Annotated in this window: 15 protein-coding genes; 5 read left to right on the top strand and 10 right to left on the bottom strand. The window is 42.1% G+C overall.

What is annotated here, in order from left to right:
• Positions 1–247 precede the first annotated feature (247 nt).
• Entirely contained in the window at positions 248–1,180 is a 933-nt protein-coding gene (gene crtE / locus V7L31_RS17495; RefSeq protein ID WP_334697412.1) for a geranylgeranyl diphosphate synthase CrtE, read from the bottom strand.
• 133 nt (positions 1,181–1,313) lie between these two features.
• Positions 1,314–2,201 carry a bifunctional methylenetetrahydrofolate dehydrogenase/methenyltetrahydrofolate cyclohydrolase FolD gene (gene folD / locus V7L31_RS17490; protein ID WP_334697411.1) on the bottom strand — a complete coding sequence of 296 codons (888 nt, stop codon included), beginning with the start codon at positions 2,199–2,201 and terminating at the stop codon, positions 1,314–1,316.
• 313 nt (positions 2,202–2,514) lie between these two features.
• On the opposite strand from folD, the gene V7L31_RS17485 reads away from it, so the two are divergent.
• From V7L31_RS17485 to V7L31_RS17475, 3 genes are all read left to right on the top strand, one after another.
• A complete protein-coding gene (locus V7L31_RS17485) occupies positions 2,515–2,931 on the top strand; it encodes a hypothetical protein (protein ID WP_334697410.1) in 417 nt (138 codons plus the stop codon).
• Between the two features lie 21 nt (positions 2,932–2,952).
• Positions 2,953–3,387: an NUDIX hydrolase gene (locus V7L31_RS17480; protein WP_292849615.1), complete on the top strand. Its 435-nt coding sequence runs from the start codon at positions 2,953–2,955 to the stop codon at positions 3,385–3,387.
• Between the two features lie 136 nt (positions 3,388–3,523).
• Entirely contained in the window at positions 3,524–4,627 is a 1,104-nt protein-coding gene (locus V7L31_RS17475; RefSeq protein ID WP_334697409.1) for an AI-2E family transporter, read from the top strand.
• A 119-nt stretch (positions 4,628–4,746) separates the two neighbouring features.
• Here V7L31_RS17475 and V7L31_RS17470 read toward each other — a convergent pair whose 3' ends face one another.
• From V7L31_RS17470 to V7L31_RS17445, 6 genes are all read right to left on the bottom strand, one after another.
• Positions 4,747–5,481: an HAD family hydrolase gene (locus tag V7L31_RS17470; RefSeq protein WP_334697408.1), complete on the bottom strand. Its 735-nt coding sequence runs from the start codon at positions 5,479–5,481 to the stop codon at positions 4,747–4,749.
• 131 nt (positions 5,482–5,612) lie between these two features.
• Positions 5,613–6,710 (bottom strand): 30S ribosomal protein S1, encoded by a 1,098-nt coding sequence (locus V7L31_RS17465; RefSeq protein ID WP_334697407.1) that lies wholly within the window; start codon positions 6,708–6,710, stop codon positions 5,613–5,615.
• A 229-nt stretch (positions 6,711–6,939) separates the two neighbouring features.
• Entirely contained in the window at positions 6,940–7,122 is a 183-nt protein-coding gene (locus V7L31_RS17460; RefSeq protein WP_334697406.1) for a hypothetical protein, read from the bottom strand.
• Positions 7,123–7,309: 187 nt separating this feature from the next.
• Positions 7,310–10,015 (bottom strand): type I secretion system permease/ATPase, encoded by a 2,706-nt coding sequence (locus tag V7L31_RS17455; RefSeq protein ID WP_334697405.1) that lies wholly within the window; start codon positions 10,013–10,015, stop codon positions 7,310–7,312.
• Positions 9,964–10,746, bottom strand: coding sequence for a peptidylprolyl isomerase (locus tag V7L31_RS17450; RefSeq protein ID WP_334697404.1), 783 nt, complete (start codon positions 10,744–10,746; stop codon positions 9,964–9,966). Before V7L31_RS17450 ends, V7L31_RS17455 begins: the two co-directional genes overlap by 52 nt.
• Positions 10,747–11,088: 342 nt before the next feature.
• Positions 11,089–11,886 carry a TIGR00297 family protein gene (locus V7L31_RS17445; protein ID WP_334697403.1) on the bottom strand — a complete coding sequence of 266 codons (798 nt, stop codon included), beginning with the start codon at positions 11,884–11,886 and terminating at the stop codon, positions 11,089–11,091.
• A 224-nt stretch (positions 11,887–12,110) separates the two neighbouring features.
• On the opposite strand from V7L31_RS17445, the gene V7L31_RS17440 reads away from it, so the two are divergent.
• Positions 12,111–12,542 carry a VOC family protein gene (locus V7L31_RS17440; RefSeq protein ID WP_334697402.1) on the top strand — a complete coding sequence of 144 codons (432 nt, stop codon included), beginning with the start codon at positions 12,111–12,113 and terminating at the stop codon, positions 12,540–12,542.
• Between the two features lie 63 nt (positions 12,543–12,605).
• On the opposite strand, the gene V7L31_RS17435 is transcribed toward V7L31_RS17440, so the two are convergent.
• On the bottom strand, positions 12,606–13,241 hold the full coding sequence (locus tag V7L31_RS17435; protein WP_334697401.1) for an esterase/lipase family protein: 636 nt from the start codon (positions 13,239–13,241) through the stop codon (positions 12,606–12,608).
• A gap of 522 nt (positions 13,242–13,763) precedes the next feature.
• Here V7L31_RS17435 and V7L31_RS17430 point away from each other — a divergent pair.
• Complete coding sequence (locus V7L31_RS17430; protein ID WP_334697400.1) at positions 13,764–14,318, top strand: hypothetical protein; 555 nt, start codon at positions 13,764–13,766, stop codon at positions 14,316–14,318.
• A 59-nt stretch (positions 14,319–14,377) separates the two neighbouring features.
• On the opposite strand, the gene V7L31_RS17425 is transcribed toward V7L31_RS17430, so the two are convergent.
• Positions 14,378–16,708, bottom strand: coding sequence for a VIT domain-containing protein (locus tag V7L31_RS17425; RefSeq protein WP_334697399.1), 2,331 nt, complete (start codon positions 16,706–16,708; stop codon positions 14,378–14,380).
• Positions 16,709–16,799: the final 91 nt, after the last annotated feature.

Genomic DNA, 16,799 nt, shown 5'->3' with positions numbered 1-16,799 from the left:
CAGTTGTTGGTTGAGGAAACATTTAGATTCAACCCAAAATCCCAAATTAACCTAGTAGTAGATCGCGGTGGAAACAGACCAACTCTTCAAAATCACCTCAAAGCTTAATGGATCAGCTTTTTGAATTTTGAATGAGTAAATTTTGAATTCCGTTGGGCGGTGTCGTACAGCATAGCGTCAATAAACCACCCATTTTCAATCAATGAAACGCTTGTGGTATAGGAATTACGAATTCCCCAAAACGTTACTAGTTATTACGGCTGGTAATAAAATGAGCGATCGCTTGGAGTGGTTTGGCTCTGTCTCCAAACGGTTCCAATTCTACACAAGCTGCTTTAACTAGCTCTTGGGCTTTTAAGCGCGATTCCTCAAGTCCCCAAAGGCTGGGATAGGTCACTTTCTTAGCTTTTTGGTCTTTACCAGCTGTTTTACCTAATTGCTCTTGGGTAGAAGTGATATCCAGAATATCATCGATGATTTGGAATGCTAGCCCAATATTTTGAGCATAACGGGTCAGTCGTTGCACATCTTCGGGTGATGCCTCAGTTATGATCCCACCACAAACTACAGAAGCTTCTAAAAGGGCGGCTGTTTTGTGTTTATGAATAAAATTTAGTGTTTCTAGAGAAATATCAGATTTCCCTTCCGACTCTAAATCGACAACTTGACCGCCGACCAAACCAGCGGCCCCCAGCGCCCGACCAAGACGGACAACTACTTGTAAGACTAGCTCTCTGGGAACACTTTGGGGGGTTTGAAGGGCAACAAATTCAAAAGCGAGAGCCAACAAGCCATCCCCAGCCAAAATCGCGACATCTTCGCCATAGACTTTATGATTCGTCAGCTTCCCACGACGGTAATCGTCATTATCCATCGCTGGGAGGTCGTCATGAATCAACGACATTGTATGGATCATCTCCACAGCACAGGCCGTCGGCATAGCCATCTCGATGGTTCCACCCATCATTTCACAAGTAGCAAGGCAAAGAATGGGACGTACACGCTTACCTCCAGCTAATAACGAGTAGCGCATCGCCTCATAAATCTTTTCTGGATAAATGACTGGGATAGACCGATCCAAAGCATTATCACAAAGCTTTTGCCGCTCTTTGAGATAGGCTGCTAAGTTAAATGCGGTTTCCTCTGGTGGTGTTTTTTGAACGTTATCAGTTGCTACCATGCTTTAATTCCTGACATTTTGGGATTTTTGTCTTATACGTCACAATTTTAAGGTGCTGTGGGGCTGAAAAAAATGAAGAGTTAGGAGTTAGGAGTTAATAACTCTTAACTTTTAATTTTTAACTTTTAACTGATCACTCTCTTTTTTCTTTTGCCGTTCTGACATAGCTAGCAAATGTATTTTCCAACAATATGGCAACAGTCATCGGGCCAACACCGCCAGGAACAGGAGTGATAAATCCTGCTACATCAGCGGTTGATTCAAAATCAACATCGCCAATGAGGCGACTTTTGCCATTAGCATCGGTGACGCGATTCATCCCCACATCTACCACAACTGCGCCCGGTTTCACCATGTCAGCAGAGATTAGTCCAGGACGACCTACTGCTGCAATTAGAATATCAGCATTTTGGGTGATGGTTTTGAGATCGTGCGATCGCGAGTGAGCGATCGTAACTGTGGCATCAGCTTCTAATAGCATCAGCGCCATCGGTTTACCCACCAAAATACTGCGTCCCACCACTACTGCCTGTTTTCCCTGCAAAGGAATCTCATAAGCCTCTAAAAGCCGCATTACACCAGCCGGAGTACAGCTACGTAAACCCGTTTCTCCCCGTACTAGTCGCCCCAAGTTAACTGGGTGCAGTCCATCAGCATCTTTATCGGGATCAATTTGATGCAGCAGAGTCACAGCATCCAAGTGGTTAGGTAAGGGCAACTGTACAAGAATGCCATCCACCCGTTCGTCGTGGTTGAGTGCAGCAATAACCTCTTCTAACTCTCCCAGGGTAGTTTGGGCAGGAAAATGCTTACCAAAAGAAGCGATCCCAACTTTAGCGCAGGCTTTTTCTTTATTACGTACATAAGCGGCTGACGCTGGGTTGTCACCAACCATCAACACTGCTAAACCAGGAGGTCGTCCAATTTTTGGTTGTAATTCTGTAATGGCGACAGAAAGTTCTTGCTGAATTTTGGCAGCTAAAGTTTTACCATCAAGGAGTTTGGCAGTTTTTGTTTCCATAAAAATTCCCAGCTATATTCGCTTGTTGTCCAAAGTCCAAAGTAAAAATATTGATTATTGCATCTTGACTTTCGACTATTATTGTGTTGCTGTTTGATGTCGTAGCGTTTCTCTCACAGTAAATTCATAATGTTTATTTTCTCAGATTAACGGCATCATCTGAAGAATAAAGAATTAGGGAGTGGGGTGAAGAGGCAGGGGAGCAGGGAGCAGGGGGCAAGGGCGAGAATAAGAAAATTATATTGCCTCTGCTCCCTTCCACCTGCCCCTCTGCTTCTTCACAATGCCCAAAATAAATAAATCGGTGGCTTTCATGCAAAAAACGAGAAATTTTCCCCTTTCGTTCTTGTGCGGGCACAGTATTTTTCCTTACCGCTTAGGATTGACTTGTTTCCTCGTAGCGGGACTTTGTAGTTGTGGTAACTTGACATCACCTAGCTTAAGTAAGACTGGCTTAAAATTTGGGACAAATGTCACTCCAATTGGAGAAATTAAACCAAAACAAGACAATCAGGCTATAGTTTACATCCAAGGTCAAGTGGAAAAGCAAGCTCCTCTGATCAAACAGTGGGCTTATGAAATTAATGACTCAACCGGCAAAATTTGGGTTGTCACCAATCAAAAGAATCTGGGTGAGGGTTCACAAGTGGTAATTAAGGGTAAAGTTCGCTACCGAAGTATTCCTTTAGCTGGCAAAGAATTGGGGGAAGTTTACTTAGAAGAAGAATAATCAACAATTAAAAATAAATATATGAACAATCAACAGGTACACGTAGCGATCGCAATTCTCTATCAAAAAAACAAGTTTCTCATGCAGCTACGTGACAATATCCCTGGTATTCTCTACCCTGGTTACTGGGCACTGTTTGGCGGACACATCGAACCTGGTGAAACACCGGATGTAGCAGTAAAACGAGAAATATTAGAAGAAATCGGCTATGATTTACCACCCTTTGTTGAATTTGGCTGTTATCCCAACGAAAGAGTTGTCCGTCATGTCTTTCATGCTCCACTCTTGGTGGAATTAAATCAACTGGTTCTTAACGAGGGTTGGGATATGGCGTTGTTTACCCCAGAAGATATCCGTCAAGGTAACTGTTATTCACAAAATGCTGGCGAAATCCGACCTTTAGGGGCAATGCATCAGAAAATTATGTTGGATTTTATTGAGAAAAATCCAACATAATTTGGGTATTGGGCATGGGGCATTGAAAAGATGCAGAGGTGCGGGGAGTGGAGGGGAAAATTCTTCTCCCTTGCTCCCTGCTCCCCACTCCCCAAACTGCCACAATAAACTTAGAACTCTTATCGGGTCATCACTAATGCAATCAGCAAACAAACTGCCGCGATGGTTAACTATCGGATTGGCATTTCCTATTGCCATTCTCAACGGCTGGCTATTGATCCAGGTTATACAATATTTTCAACCCTTAGTTAGCATTATTGCCGCCGCCATCCTACTGGCTTTTGTCTTGAATTATCCAATCCAGTTTCTTCAGGAACAAGGGGTAAAACCCAACTTAGCGATCGGGGGAGTTTTGCTTTTGACTCTGGTGATTTTAGTAGCTTTAGGCATCACCTTGGTTCCCCTGATTATTCAACAGCTCGTTGAACTGGCTAATATTTTACCCAGTTGGATTGATTCTGGTACTCAGCAGCTACAAGCTTTTCAGGATTGGGCCTTAAGTCAACAGCAACTTCCGATTAATTTAAGTGGTCTATTTACCCAAGTTCTAGAACGATTATCTAACCAGCTTCAGTCCTTCACTGGTAGAATTCTTGGTTTTGCCGTCGATACCATCGGTATTGTCCTCAATGTACTGTTGGCAGTAGTGCTGACTATCTACCTAATATTGAACGGGGAACGTCTTTGGGACGGAATTTTTCAGTGGTTTCCCCCTAACATTGGGTTCAAAGTGCGGGAAGTACTGCGAGAAGATTTCCACAATTACTTCATCGGTCAAGCAACATTGGGAGCTGTGTTAGGGGTGACAATTACGCTGGCGTTTTTAGCGCTGCAAGTCCCCTTGGCTCTACTTTTTGGCATCGGTATTGGCTTATTTTCACTCTTCCCCTTTGGTACGGGAGTTGGTATTACCATAGTAAGTTTGTTAGTAGCGCTGCAAAACTTTTGGTTAGGGGTGGAAGTCTTAGGTGTCGCTGTTGCGATCGACCAAGTTAACTCTAATATTATTGCACCTCGAATTCTCAGCAATTTGACCGGTTTAAATCCTGTATGGGTGGTAATTTCTTTATTACTAGGAGCAAAGTTGGGAGGAGTTTTAGGCTTGTTAGTTGCGATCCCCATTGCCAGTTTTATCAAGGATATAACAGATAGCTGGCGGGCTGGAGAATTTAATAAAATAGATGATATTGAGTCAGAACCTATGGCGATAACAACTGAAAGAGCCGGAACTTACAGCTAAATTTGAATCATCCAAATTAACTAAAAAGCTGGTGATTTTTTCCAGAGATCAACCATAAAATCCTGATTTATGATGCCAACAAACAAGAAGCTATTACTTCTTATGTAACTCACGTTAAATTAATCTTCTAAAATCTGGATTTCATCAAGTTGATTAATCACTACATCTGCACCTCGGACATTATCTGACTTACCTACCCAAGTGATACCAATACAACCTGCGGCTTTAGCATTACGCGCCATTTGCATATCACCAACTGAATCACCCACCATCAATGTAGCGCCTGGTTCGACTCCCAAGGCTTGACAAGCTTGCAAAAATAGCACCGGATCTGGTTTACTCGGCCCTTCATCTACGCCCATTTCTAACTGGATATAATCGCTTAACTGGTGATTGGCTACAAAATTACGTACTTCTTCAGTTGTCGCAGCTGAGAGGATGCCAAGTTTCAAACCCCCTTCTTGTAGATATTTCAACAAGTCTAAGCTACCTACAAACAGTGGTGAAGGAGTTTGTCCAATGTATTTTTCCGCTTCATCCAAAGCTTGACGGGCTATTTTTAAGCACTCAAACCATCCTCTGCCAGTTTCGGCAATATATGCCGCAGCCGCAACTTCTGTTTCACGACGGCTTGCTACTGATACTAAACCTGCGGGATCTAGAAGATTGCCATTGATGCCAAATGCCATTAACAGGGGTTCCCCAGTTCCAGGGATTTGAGCATCTATTAACCTTGCTGCTTTTTGTGCTAGCGATCGCAAATACGTTTCTGAATCTTCTAGAGTACCGTTTTTATCAAACAAAATTGCCTGGATATTATCAAAAGTGATATTTCTACATTTAATGGTTGCCATAATATTTAACTTCTAACTACTGCCAATTCTTTATTTTTACCGATTCTCCACATAAAAAAAGAGGGGAAAACCCTCTTTATAAAATGATTTGATACTCTTACTTAAAAATAAGTAAAACTATAAAAAATCTATTATTCTTCAATAGCTGCTGGAATTTCTTCTTCAGTTTCCGTCGCTGCTGGAATTTCCTTTTCAATTTCCGCAACTACTGAATTTTCTTCTTCAAGTTCTGCTGCTGGTGGAATCTCTTCTTCAAGTTCTGCTGCTGGTGGAATCTCTTCGTCTGCTACAGTTTCCGCAGGTGCGGCAGGTGCAGCAGTAGCACCTTGCTGCTTGGCTAATAGCTGTTCGCGATACTTAGCAGCCATTTCTTCTGCTTTATCATAGACCAAATCCCGGTTCTTAATCATGTCGCCGGGTTCGGGTTCTAGTTGCTTGGTAGATAGGGAAATCCGACCTCTTTCTGCATCCAAGTCAATGATCATAACTTTCACTTCATCATTGACATTGAACACGCTATGAGGTGTATCAATATGTTCGTGAGAAATCTCAGAAATATGTAGTAGACCACTGACGCCGCCAATGTCGATGAAAGCACCGTATGGCTTAATACCACGAACAGTACCAATTACTACTTCGCCGACTTCTAGGCGGTTCATCTTACGCTCAACCAACGCCCGACGGTGAGATAGAACGAGGCGATTACGTTCTTCATCCACCTCTAGGAATTTCAACGGCAGATCCTCGCCGACCAATTCTTCTTTAGGTTTGCGGGTACTAATGTGGGAACCTGGGATAAAGCCACGTAATCCCTCAATCCGTACCAATGCTCCGCCGCGATTGGTTGCAAATACGCCAGAACGTACAGTAGCATCTTCTGCTTGCAACTGTCGCACGCGCTCCCAAGCCCGCATATACTCAATACGGCGAATGGAAAGGGTTAATTGTCCATCTTCGTTTTCATCGGTAAGGATGAAAAATTCCCGCGTTTCGTTTGACTGTAATACTTCTTCCGGGCTATCTACCCGGTTAATAGACATTTCTTGTATAGGTATATATGCTGCGGTTTTAGCACCAATGTCAATCAGAGCGCCGCGCGGCTCTATACTGAAAACTGTTCCTGGGACAACATCGCCAGGGCTAAAATGATAATCGTATTTGTCAAGTAGAGCAGCGAAATCTTCGTGAGTGAATCCAATTTCTGTAGCGGTTAAATTCTGATTGACCATGCTGATTTGTTCCTGGTTCTAGTCTCCGTAAAGGTTGTGCGACAAGGGCGATGTACCATGTAAGCAGTTCTATTGCCAGCCTACACAAAACATCCATTTTCATCCTAGCGCAGAAAAGCTAGTATTAACACATATCTACTCCCAAGATTGGAAATTATATCACAATATGAAAATGATTGGTTATTTACTTAGTAGTTAACGTGCGCCTTCCTTGGAAACTCACGTTAAATTAATGGAACAATGGGCGAGTTTGTAACCAAATTACAGCAGTTTTTATGTATTTGAACCACATCTCTCGTAAGGGCACAGCAATGCTCATTGGTGTCAAATTAACGCGAAATCGCTTGTCCGCCGGAAATTGAAATTCCCGTCTCATAGCTAAAGTCATCTGTTGATGACTAAATATCGCCAAAAATCTTCAGTCTACTTCAAGAGACTTAAGCTATTAGCCCGAAAATAAATTTTCGGGCGGGCATGGAAGCCAACAGATAAGCTATTTCCAGCTTAATTTGACACCAATGAGCAATGCTGTGCCCCTACCGTTTGGTCTATTATTCAGCCATTCTTTAGATATCAAGTAGACATTAAACTAAAATCTATTAAATGTTTGCTTGCTGACGTTGATATAATGACCAATACAAACCCTTTTGTTGCAACAACTGTGAGTGAGTACCACGTTCAGCAATCACACCTTGCTCTAATACCAAAATCAAATCAGCACGTTTGAGGGGGGCAAAGCGGTGAGCAATCAGGAACACGGTACGATTAGCGGAAATTTTTTGCAGGTTTTGCAATACTTGTTGTTCAGTTTCACTATCCAAAGCGCTGGTAGCTTCATCCAAAACTAAAATCGGCGCTTGAGAAAGAAATAGTCTTGCTAGGGCAATACGTTGTCTCTGTCCACCAGATAAAGCAGTACCGCGTTCACCAACATTGGTTTCGTAACCGTAGGGTAATTGACTGATGAAGTCGTGTGCTACTGCTAGTCTTGCCGCCTCTACTACTTGCTCTGCGGTAATGTCGGGACTACCGAGAGTGATATTTTCCAAAATGGAACCGTTGAATAAAAAGTCTTCTTGAAGAACGACACTAACTTGTTGCCGCAGTGAGGCTAAGTCGGCACTTTTTATATCAAAACCGTCAATGAGGATACGTCCTGATTCAATTTGATAGAGGCGTTGCAAAAGTTTAGACAAGGTACTTTTACCAGAACCGCTACGTCCGACAATGCCGACAAATTGCCCTGGTTCGGCATTGAAGGATATTCCCCGCAGAATGGCTTCAAAGTTTGGCCGGTAGCGGAAAAATACTTGCTCGAAGGTGATTTGTCCTTTCAGAGGTGGTAAAACTAGACCAGTTCCCAGTTCTGCTTCTGGGGAGACGTTGAGAATATCACCAATGCGATCTACAGAAAGTAGTACTTGTTGGAGGTTTTGCCACAATTGTACTAAACGCAAAAGTGGGCCTGTGACTCTCCCAGACAGCATTTGAAAGGCAACTAGCTGTCCAATTGTGAGCTTTTGTTCGATGACTAACTTAGCGCCAAACCAGAGAATCAGCATGGTGGACAAATTAGTGAGAAAATCACCAATGTTGCTGCTGATATTGGAGGTAGTGGAGGCTTTAAAACCTGTGCGAATGAAGCGAGCAAATAAGCCTTCCCAGCGATCGCGCGCTACTGGTTCGGCTGCATGGGCTTTAACAGAGTGAATTCCAGTGATTGTCTCTACTAGAAAGGATTGACTATCGGCACTCCGGTTAAAAGTTTCGTTGAGCCAGTTACGCAGAATGGGGGTTGAAACGATAGTTAATGTAGCAAATAGCGGCAGTACTGCTAAGGCAACAAAGGTAAGTGGGACGTTATAGTAAAACATCAATACCAGATACACCACAGTAAAGATGCTATCTAGAATTACTGTTAATGCTGTACCTGTGAGAAACTGACGAATTTGTTCGAGTTCCTGGACTCGTGCTACTGTGTCTCCGACGCGCCGCGACTCAAAATAAGCTAATGGCAGACGCATCAGATGGCGAAATAGCTGTGCTGATAAACTCAAATCCAGCCGCCGAGCTGTATGGGTAAAGATGAATAGGCGCAGAATACCCAATATGGACTCAAATACGGCTACGCATAAAAGTGCGATCGCCATGACATCAAGAGTCGGCAAACTCCCCTGCACCATCACTTTATCAATGACGACTTGCGTAATTAGGGGTGTTGTTAACCCCAAAAGCTGCAAGGTAAAAGATGCCAACAATACTTCTACGAGTAAGCCCTTATACTTCCAAACTGCTGGGGTGAACCAATTAAGGTTAAATTTTTCTTGCCGAGATACAAGTTCTACTTGCCATAATTGTCCATCCCAAGAGGCTTCAACTATCGACTGTGGCAAGCTTTCACAAGTTCTTTCGGGATTGAGAGGATTAGCGATAATTAAGCGATCGCCCTTAACCCCATAAGCCACCACCCAGGATGGACTCTGGGGTGAATCAGAATTCCACAGCAGTAAAGCTGGAAATGACAACTGTCGCAACTCAACCCAACTCACTTGTAATCGCCGCAATACTAACCCTAATTTTTCTGCTGCTTCCACAACCTGTTTTGGGCGTTGTCCTCTGAGTTGGCGTTGCACCCATTCCAGTTGCACAGAATTTTCTAACTGTTGCGCCACCATTGTTAAACAGGCCGCAGCAGTATTCCAACTAGCAACAAAGGGATAATTTGCAACGATCTGATTAGCTGCTGGGAGTCCTTTTTGAGGTTGGAGGCTGTGGGGGCTGGAAGTTCCATCCGATATTGATGATATTACTGAAGGGGTGGAAGAGAAGGAAAATGTCTCCCTTTCTCCTTCTGTCTGTAATGGTAATGCTTGCCAAAACTCTTGAATTTGTGGGTGAGAAAATTCTGTCCAAAGTGCAGTATCCCAACAAATTACTATCACTTCTTTACTAGCAGCTACAGCTTTAAAATCCGCAGACAGCTTTTGTAAGTCGCCAAACCAATCCCCTGCATCTAGGGCAGCTATTGGTTTGCCAATGCCCTCTTCTCGCAAGCGGACTTTTCCAGCCACAATTAAGAATTGATAACCACCGATATCATTTGACCAGATTTTTTCCCCAAGACGATACTGGCGGGTTTGAGATTCATTTTCTAATTGGGATTTTTGTTCGGGAGTCAGCCAGCATAGCGGTGGCTGACTCCAAGGCAAAGAAGCTAGAACTTTTAATCGTAAAGATTCATTATCCAGAATTTTTAACTCACTTGTAACTTGACTGTCAGTTTTTGAATTTTCTCTGCTAGCCATTTTTCAAATAACTCATTTTGTAGTACTTGCTGTAGTTGAGTATCTTCTAAAGACGCTGGCAGAAATTGTTCTACTCGAAACAAACCAAAAGGTCCTTCTCCTTGGGGAGAGTCTTTGCCAACGATTTCTATTGGGCCTACCAATTGTCCTGGACTAGCGACATCAATAGCTGCGCGTAATATATCCGGCATACTGCCTCGGCTGACGATTCCCATCATGCCGTTTACAATTCGGTCATCTGAAAGTGAATACTCTTTGGCTAGTTGCTCAAAACTACCTCCTTCTTCAATTTGGGTATGGAGTTCGTCTGCCAATTCTCGATTATTGACAACAATCCGAGAAAGTACTACCCGATCCAAAAAAATTTTGCGTTCAATGAAATATTCTTGGATTTTTGTTTGGGTTACTACAGCTTTTAGCTTTTCTAACTTGTAACCAAAAGTCACCGATGTGTGAAATGTAGCGTAATCTGTATTGTTGATCTTTAACCATTCTTGAAAACTTTCGGGATCAGTCAGTTGGTTTTTCAGCCGAAAGTCAATAATTGACTGTTCGGTTATTGCTGTGCCAATTTCAATATCGTTTCGTGTTCTGATTTCTTCCTCAATTACGTACTGGCGGAGAATATCCCCAATGAACTGTCCCAACTTTCCAGAGGCTTGCAGGTATTTTACTGCTTCCTCAATAGAAATTATTTGGTCATTAATTGTCAAAAATGATGAAGATTCCATGAACTAATTATGTGAAAATGGTTAAACACTTATAGGACTTTTAATTTAAATCATATAGAAATCATCTGGTTGTTGATGGATAAATATGATAAAGATTCCATGAACTAATTACATCTAAATGGTCAAAAAATTATATAACTAGTGAATAATATAATTTCTCTTGATCTCTTTTACAGTCTGGTGGGGACAAAACAGGATTGAACTGGGGACTGGGGATTGGGGAAGAAGTAAGGGAGCAGGGAGCAGGGAGTAGGGAGAAGAATTTTCCTCTCAGCGAGAGAAGCACCCTGCCCCTCTGAATCTTTTCAATGCCCAATGCCCCACCTAGTTATTTTCACTGATTTACCTAATGAAACTTATCCATGTCAAGGTAAGTAGCACAGAGGCGATCGCACCGATTAATGTATTAAAAATATTTACTACTTCATTGGTCAGCCAGGTATATTTAGATTGCAGTGTTGCACCAATTACACTTTCTAAGTTGGTGGCAATAAATGCTGCTAGCACACACCAAGCTACTCCTAATAGATCAATTAAACCAACTCCCCAACCAATAAATGCGATCGCAACCGAAGCTACAATCCCAGCTAAAGTTCCTTCCAAGCTTATCGCTCCTTCTGTACCCCGTGGCACTGGTTGGAGTGTGGTAATGAGAAAGGTACTTTTACCATAAGCTTTACCAACTTCACTAGCAGTAGTATCAGCCAGCTTGGTACTGAAACTTGCTACATAGGCTAACAATAATAGGGATTGAGGATTGGGTACTAGGGATTGGGGACTAGCTACAAAGAATCCCGAATTTATTAGCCCTACTCCCAAAGCACACAGCGCCCCAGTCAAAGCCGAACCCCAAACATTTTCTGGGCCTCTTGCCCCAGAACGTTTTTCGGCAATTCCTTCTGCTTCCTTCTGCGCCATACCGATGCGGGTAACGCCAGAACCAACCAGAAAATAGAACATTACTACTGCATATCCTTGCCAGCCTAGAGTTACCCAAATTAAGATAGCCAGGAACCAAGCATGAAATAATCCAGCAGGGGTAAGTAGTTTTTTCGGAGAAATCCAAGCTAAACCCAATAAGACTGTGTTTAATACTACTGCTACCAACCAGGGATTTACAGAATTAATTAAGGGTGACATCAGCAATTAATTATGAGTAATTTTTCTGAATATCAACAGAATAGCGAATTTATGATACTTAGTGCTTAATTTCTGAAACCTCTCCAGCTAAAGTAATATGTTTGTATTATTAACTGAGTAGTGTAGGCATTGCCCGGAAAGCTGATTTTTAAATTGACCACAATTAAGACTTAACAGCATAAATTTGTAGATAGCATCAACCACTAGTTTTTTCCACACAAGTTATGAGTCAAACTTTATTCCATCTCGCTTTCCCTGTGACTGATATTGCCCAAACAAAAGCATATTACGTAAATGGCCTGGGTTGCATTCCCGGCCGTGAAAACCGCCATGCTCTAATTCTCAATCTCTACGGACATCAATTAGTGGCTCACATAACCAAAGAACCCTTGCTACCGCAATCCACTATCTATCCCAGACACTTTGGGCTAATTTTTACCCAAGAACGTGACTGGCAAGACTTACTAAAAAGGGCACAACAACAACAGCTACTTTTTCGCGAAGAAACCAAAAATCGCTTTGTTGGTTCCCCTCTTGAGCATCGGACTTTCTTTTTAGAAGATCCTTTTTATAACCTCATGGAGTTTAAGTACTATAGTCACCCAGACGCAATTTTTGGAAGTTACGAATATACGCAAATTGGGGATAGGGCTTAAGAATTAAAAATTAAGAATTAAAAATTAAAAATTAAAGAGATGCAAGTGCAACAAGTATCTTGCCTACTGACTGGATTTTTTATTTAGGAAGGGTTGCTTGATAGGCTCTGCTAAAGCTGTTGTGACTACCGCTAAACTTCTGGAATCTGTTAGCATCCAAGGGTGTAGAGCAACTGGTACTGTTACTTCCCGTCCTACTGGCATTTGTGAACTATTTGCTGGGACAATCATTAAATCATAAGGTGTCCAGATAGACGTAAAATCTATCTGCCCCAACATTACAGCATCAGAATTTAAATCCTTGAGAAAAATGCTGTTGGGGCGCATTTGTATGCAACCAGGACGCCAGGAACCATAAGCAACCACAGTTCCATGATGGGGTGAAGAGATGGTAAGAAATCTCTGCACGCGGTTAAGTCCTTCTAGTCGCTGGACATAGTAACGGCTAACAATTCCTCCCATGCTGAAGCCTACTAAATCTAGGCGTTGTTCTGGTGCAAAGGTAGCTGTAACATAATCGGCTACTTGCTTTGCTAATTCATCAAGACCCAAATCACCATTATTAGGAACCAGATTCAGGCTATATACAGACCAACCCCGTTGTATGAGGTATGCCCTCATTTTATGAAAAACTGCCTCTGTATCGTCAATGCCGTGTATTAATAAAACGGGATTGCGTTGTTGATTTTCAATATTCATTTACAAAATCTGGCTGAATTAAGGGGTGTATTTCACTTTTTAGGTACACACTGCTCTACTAACTGAAGCTATTGCTTTTCGGATTCTTTCTTTATTAAAGATGTTGTTGCAAACAAAACTGAAATGCTTTCAAAAATAGCTTGTATAAAATTTAACGAATTAATCTTGCTATTTGCTATTTGGCTATGACACTCTACCCACTGGTTGAGAGTAAACTGCTTGTTTAACTTCAATTGGGTATTTACCAAACAAAGAAATGTTAATTCTTGTAAAGCTTGCTTTCAGAATCTTGCTCTTAGTTACAGTAAAATTTAATAATTAGTTCTTAGTATATGTAGGTTGCAAATGCTTGCAATAGAACATTTGCCCTGTGATTTTACTACAATGTTAATTATGCACAAGCCTATAAAGGTTGTCACCAGAACGAGGTGACGCAAAGTAGAAAATGTAATATTTTGTCGTAATTTTTAACAATTACGGTAGAGTTCGCAATATAAAAGGTAAAAGGCAGGAGTAATTGTAATGGATTTTATCAAAAAGTTAATTTCGGGTATTCAGGGTTTTCTCGGCGGTATTTTGGGTTTCATTACCGGATTGCTACCAGGGAAGAAAAAAAGCAACGGCTATTTCTTAGAATTGGATGAAGCCAAAGATGCTGCTAAAGAGGTAGCATCGAACGCAAAGAAAGTAGCAGAGACAGTTACATCGACAGTTGCATCGAATGCAAAGAAAGTAGCAGAGACAATTACATCAGAAGCACCAACTCCATCTAAGCCAGATTCATTGAACGGAACAAAAACTGCTGCGGCTAAGACTAAGGCTCAGGAAAAATCAGCTAAAAATCCCAAACCAGCCGATGTTCAGCTAGTCCAGACTGCTGAGGGTCTTAGAGTTGAACCGGGCAAAAATGCAAAAGCCGCAGCAGCCAAAGTACTCAAAGAGCAGCCAACTGAAACCACTTTTGCACCAAAATATCTTGCTCCTTCGGCTACTAGCTCTAATGGTCGTCGTCGTCCAGGGGCGAATATGAGTGCTTATCTAGAACTGGCACGTCAGATTAAAACCCCTAAGAATTAATTAATTTGTAGAGACGCTAAATTGCATTTTGTATCGCAATACTAACGCGTCTCTAACAATTAAATGTGAAGATTTAAGGTTAAGATAATTTTGCCAGTTGTAGATGGAGAAACTCTCCAAAGTAGGAGCGATCGCTTAATTTTCTCCACTACAACTGGATCTTTTAGGGTAGAGGCTTCCTCGTCTAACATTACCCGTTCTACCCGACCTTTCTTGAGGGTAAACTCAAAGACGATTTCACCACTGAAGCCGGAAGGAAAGTTTAGTTGTTGAAGATATTGGGTTAAGTCAGCAATTTCTGTGTCATCCAAGCCAGTTGCGCTGATTACTTCTAACTGATGGTTGATGGCTGGGTCTAAGATTTCATCTTGTTCTATCTCTTCTAAATCAAAGCTCAAAGATATTTCGGCTTCTTTGGCTACTGGAGATGGTGGCGATCGCTTTTGCCGGAGAAAATCTGGAGCTTCTGCTGAGGCTGGTGCTGACAATTTCATTTGAGGCGCAAAACCACCAGCCGGAGCATTACCAAACACTCCTTGATAACTAACGGCTTCAGGCATTTCCACTGGCACTTGCATAGACAAATATTCGCTTCTTGGTTCAACCCGCACGTCATCGCTGACAGCCACAAAAGCGGTGTATTGAGAAAGTAATTGATAAGTTAAGGCTGTTTCTGTAACTGCTTCTACGCCAGCTTTAGTTTCAAAACTTACCATTTGATTCATCAAATCTTTGATACAAGCGCGTCCCCACAACTGCGCCACAGCAAGATTTCCTGTTTCCTCAAATATGAGGTGAAATGTTTTTTCGTAGTGCTTACCACCCGCAGCAATGCCGGAGATTTGCAGATTACCTCTGACTCCATCCTGTTTGCGACCAAATAAAACTAATGGTTGTTCGCTGAATAAATCAGGCGCTACCTTTGGGTAAATCACAGGCGATTCTGTGTCACCTCGCCAAGAGATTTGAATATTCGTAAGTACAGGATTGTTGATTTGCCTGTAAAACTTTTCGGCAACTTCTTCTGTGGGTTCATCATGACGAATAATTGTAGATATTCCCCGGCCAATTTCGGCGATGCGATTTAGTAAAAAACGGTTGACTGAACTACCAACACCGAAACTATAAAGGCGATTTCCTGGTTGTAGGTGCTGTTGTACCTCTGCCAAAATCTCATTTTCGTTACCGATGTAGCCATCGGTTAAGAGTACAACACTGCGTAATCTTCCGACTGGCGTGGGGAAATTTATCGCTGTACGAATGCCACTGAGCATTTCTGTGCTGCTATCAGCTTGTAAATTGTTAATATAAGCGATCGCCTTAGCACGATTTTCTGCTGTATTCGGCAGAGGTTTTGGCGATAACTGTCTGACTCTATCGGAAAAATCGATAATTGTAAAAGTATCGTTGGGATTTAACCCATTGATAAATCGCCGCATCAATTCTTGACACTTTTGCAACGGATCGCCAGATTGAGAACCGGAAGTATCCACCAAAAATACGACATCTTTGGCGACAATCTCATCCGTGGAATATTCCAAAGCTGGAATCAAATATATTGCAAAATGTCCGCCGCGATCGTCGGCTTGGGTTAATACTGTGGATTGAGTTTCATTACTAGAAACTTGATAGCGGAGAATTAAATCTTTGTTGGGAATTGTATCTTCTCCGGCTAATTGAATTCGCACAATTTGACCTGAGTGTTCAATTTTTAATTGATGAGAAGGAGAACGCACTTCAGAAATTGGTAAACCCGCATCAATTTCGACTGTGACATTAATATTGTGACGCGATGTCTGCGACGGGCTACGCCTACGCGTTCCTTCAGAGACTACAGGCGGTGTAATGCGCGAAGCATCAGGAACTTGATCTGTGTCACCGCTACCATCTATCGACGTTCCCGGAATATATCTTGGCCCCACTACCATCGGGAAAACAAATTCGTAATTTCCCGACTCAAATTTTAAACTTTCGGTGTAACGAATTGTGACATCAATTTGTTCGCCAGGTTTGATATTAGCGAGAGATTGGGTAAAGATGTTATCTCGTTCCTGTTTTAGGAGTCCGGCGGTGCGTCCTTCTTTTTTTGCCTTTTCGTAGATGGCTACAGCTTCTTCACGTTTTTTAATATTACCTTTGATGGTGCGATCGCCTATTTTGATTTCCATGTCATCCACCGCTGCCTCATCGGGTAATGGAAAGACATACACTGCTTCTAAAGGCTGCGTAAAGGGATTTTCAAAGCTTTGGATGACCTCAACTCGTGACAAGTTACCTGCAATTTTTGCTATAGCTTCTGTGTGTTTTAGGGGAAAAACTAGCTGTTGTCCTTCAGGGGATTGGACGTATAAACCGCCTAGCTGTTGGTTTTTAGCACTTACTGTACTCATCGGTTTGATAGCTTTCTTTGTGTGGAACGTAACCCCAGAATAACCAAAGCAACAAGTAATGTAACCTAACCACTCTTAGGAGTTTTGTTAG

Source organism: Nostoc sp. (assembly GCF_036916655.1).
Classification (GTDB): Bacteria; Cyanobacteriota; Cyanobacteriia; order Cyanobacteriales; family Nostocaceae; genus Nostoc.
The sequence above is the reverse complement of the archived record's forward strand: the minus strand, read 5'-3'. Positions and strand labels throughout refer to the sequence as shown.